Source organism: Pigmentiphaga sp. (assembly GCF_019689535.1).
Classification (GTDB): Bacteria; Pseudomonadota; Gammaproteobacteria; order Burkholderiales; family Burkholderiaceae_B; genus Pigmentiphaga.
Map to the genome: position 1 here is coordinate 1 of NZ_JADGHH010000306.1, position 2,852 is coordinate 2,852.

General features: G+C 64.4%; 3 protein-coding genes. 1 reads left to right on the forward strand and 2 read right to left on the reverse strand.

Annotated elements, in window-relative coordinates; genetic code table 11:
• Nucleotides 1-6 precede the first annotated feature (6 nt).
• A complete protein-coding gene (locus IRZ12_RS17055; RefSeq protein WP_296471131.1) occupies nt 7-714 on the reverse strand; it encodes a DUF6279 family lipoprotein in 708 nt (235 codons plus the stop codon).
• 69 nt (nt 715-783) lie between these two features.
• On the opposite strand from IRZ12_RS17055, the gene glmU reads away from it, so the two are divergent.
• Nucleotides 784-2,166, forward strand: coding sequence for a bifunctional UDP-N-acetylglucosamine diphosphorylase/glucosamine-1-phosphate N-acetyltransferase GlmU (gene glmU / locus IRZ12_RS17060; RefSeq protein ID WP_296471135.1), 1,383 nt, complete (start codon nt 784-786; stop codon nt 2,164-2,166).
• Between the two features lie 47 nt (nt 2,167-2,213).
• On the opposite strand, the gene IRZ12_RS17065 is transcribed toward glmU, so the two are convergent.
• Nucleotides 2,214-2,684 carry an Lrp/AsnC family transcriptional regulator gene (locus tag IRZ12_RS17065; protein ID WP_296471138.1) on the reverse strand — a complete coding sequence of 157 codons (471 nt, stop codon included), beginning with the start codon at nt 2,682-2,684 and terminating at the stop codon, nt 2,214-2,216.
• Between the last annotated feature and the right edge of the window lie 168 nt (nt 2,685-2,852).

The following is a 2,852-nucleotide window of genomic DNA, read 5'->3' on the forward strand; positions in this document are numbered from 1 at the left end:
AACCGTTCAGCATCTGTTTCGATCCCATCCTACGAAACGATATTGACCCTGAACTCGTCGCCACGAACGAGTGGGCGGGGTAGTGCAGAGGTTCCCTAGGATTCCGAGGAAGGCACGCTGCCGGGCTTGCCGCAGTTGCAATCGCCAAGCGGCATCCGACGGATGCGCGTCCACCCATTGCTCGACGAGGGCGCGCTGGCCCCGCGACAACCGGCCCAGCCAAAACTCATAGCGATCGATCATGAGCTCGATGCGCCGCCGGCGCACCTCGGCGGCGGGCGCCTCGACATACTCTTCGCGGAACTCCTCGTCCAGCTCATCCAACCGGGCCAATAGACGCCGTCTTTGCGCCGGTCCAAACTGCACCAGCACGTCCGCGAACTCGTCGGCCGCACGCTTGCCGAGTTCGAGCAGATGGGCCATCACCCGCTCTTGCAGGGAGAGCAGTTCCGACGCCTGCAGCGGCCGGGGTTCTTCCAGCCGCCGCTCTGCTTCCCGGAGAAGTTGCGCATAACGCGGCAGCTCTTCCCTGCGGTGCCATGCGAGCACGCGATGCAGGCGCTCCCGCGCCGGCTCCCGCATGGCGTCCGGCAGGTCGAACCAATCATCCAGCCGATACGCCAGCAGCTTCTCCGCGCTGTTGTAGCCCAGCTTGACGGCACTGCAGCCTGCAAGCAGCGCGAGGATGACAACGATCAATACACTTCGAATCATCAGTTTGTCTCGAAGCTGTCTTAAACTGCCACGCTTTGACTAATCGCCACTCGGAGTAGTGCCGCAAAAATGCTCAACATCGTGATCCTGGCCGCCGGCATGGGCAAACGCATGAAATCCGATTTGCCCAAAGTCCTCCACGGATTGGCGGGCCGCCCCATGCTGACCCACGTCCTGAGCGCTGCGCGCGCGTTGAACCCTGCCCGCATCGTGCTGGTGGTCGGGCACGGCGCCGAAACGGTCAGGCGCCATTATGAGCGCGATGCGGACCTTCGCTTCGTATTACAGCAACCTCAGCTCGGCACCGGGCACGCCGTCCAGCAAGCCGTTCCCGAACTGGCCGGAGGCGAGGCGGACGAGGACGTCACGCTGGTCCTCTACGGCGACGTCCCCCTGGTCGGCAGCGCGACCTTGAAGCGCCTGCTCGACACCCAGGCCTCGCGGCCGCGCTCGGTCGCCGTGCTGACCGTTGAATTGGCCGACGCGACCGGGTACGGGCGCATCGTGCGCGGCGCCGACGGCGCCATCGCCCGCATCGTGGAGCACAAAGATGCCTCCCGCGAAGAACTCGCCATCCGCGAGGTCAATACCGGCATCGTCGCCGTTCCGACCGGCGCGCTCAAGCGTTGGCTGGGCGCGCTCAAGAACGACAACGCCCAAGGCGAGTACTACCTGACGGACATCATCGCCATGGCCGTCTCCGAAGGGGTGCCAGTGCTGGCGTCGGCGCCAGACCACGAGTGGGAGACCTTGGGCGTGAACAGCCGCGTCCAGCAGGCCGAGCTGGAGCGCATTTACCAGCGCATCCAGGCCGAACGCCAGTTGGAGGCGGGCGTCACGCTGGCCGACCCGGCGCGCTTCGACCTGCGCGGAACCCTGGCTTGCGGCCGGGACGTCTTCATCGACGTAGGCTGCGTGTTCGAGGGCGCCGTGGAACTGGCCGACGGCGTGCAGGTGGGCCCGCACTGCGTGCTGCGTGACGTGCGCATCGGCCCGGGCACGCGCGTGGAGGCTTTCAGCCACCTCGACGGCGCAAGCATCGGCGCCAACGCCCGGATCGGCCCCTACGCCCGGCTGCGACCCGGCACTGCGCTCGGCGACCAGACCCACATCGGCAACTTCGTCGAGGTCAAGAACAGCAGCTTCGATACCGGCTCCAAGGCCAACCATCTCAGCTACGTGGGCGATGCCACCGTAGGCGCGCGAGTGAACATCGGCGCAGGCACCATCACTTGCAATTACGACGGCGCCAACAAACTGCGGACAGTGATCGAGGACGACGCGTTCATCGGCTCTGACACCCAGCTCGTCGCGCCGGTGACGGTGGGCAAGGGGGCGACACTGGGCGCCGGCACCACCTTGACCCACGATGCGCCGGCCGGCCAGCTCACGATCTCCCGGGTCCGGCAAACCACCATCCCCGGCTGGCAGCGGCCCACCAAAAAGCCATAAAGCGCTTGCCCCCCGGCCCCGCGGGCGCGCCTGCCCGCGGCGGGCGCTCACAGCGCCACGCGCGTATCGAACTTGCTCCGGTGGACGGAAAAAAAAGTGCGAACGTTGCGCACATTGTTCCGCGCCGTAAATGCCCGGTGCACCAGGGCGTGATATGCCGCCATGTCAGGCACCTGGACCACCAGCACGAAATCGGGGCCGGTGGAAACCCGGTAGCACTGCGTCACTGCCGCCTCGGCCGCCATGGCCGCCTCGAACTCGGCCAATCGCTCGGCCGCCTGCGTATCCAGGGTGATCTCCACGATGCCGGTCAATCCGGCGCCGACCTTTTCCGGCGACACGATGGCTACCTGTTTTTCAATGACGCCCGCGTCCACTAGCCGCCGCACGCGCCGCAGGCAAGTCGGCGCCGAGACATGGACGCGCGCGGCAAGGTCCTGGTTGGTCAGGGTGGCGTCGTTCTGGAGGATGGACAAGATCCGACGGTCCAGGTCGTCAAGCGAAAACGGTGCGGTCATGGAACGCTAGAAGCAAAAATACATTGTCGGCGTCTTTCTGAAAGAATATTTCATCATCAGGTGAATATGAAATTTTTATAAGAATTCAAGCAAATTTAGCAATTACATTTCATCCCAAAAGTACCAGAATTTGCCGCACTGCACCGTATCCCAAGGAAAAGCACCATG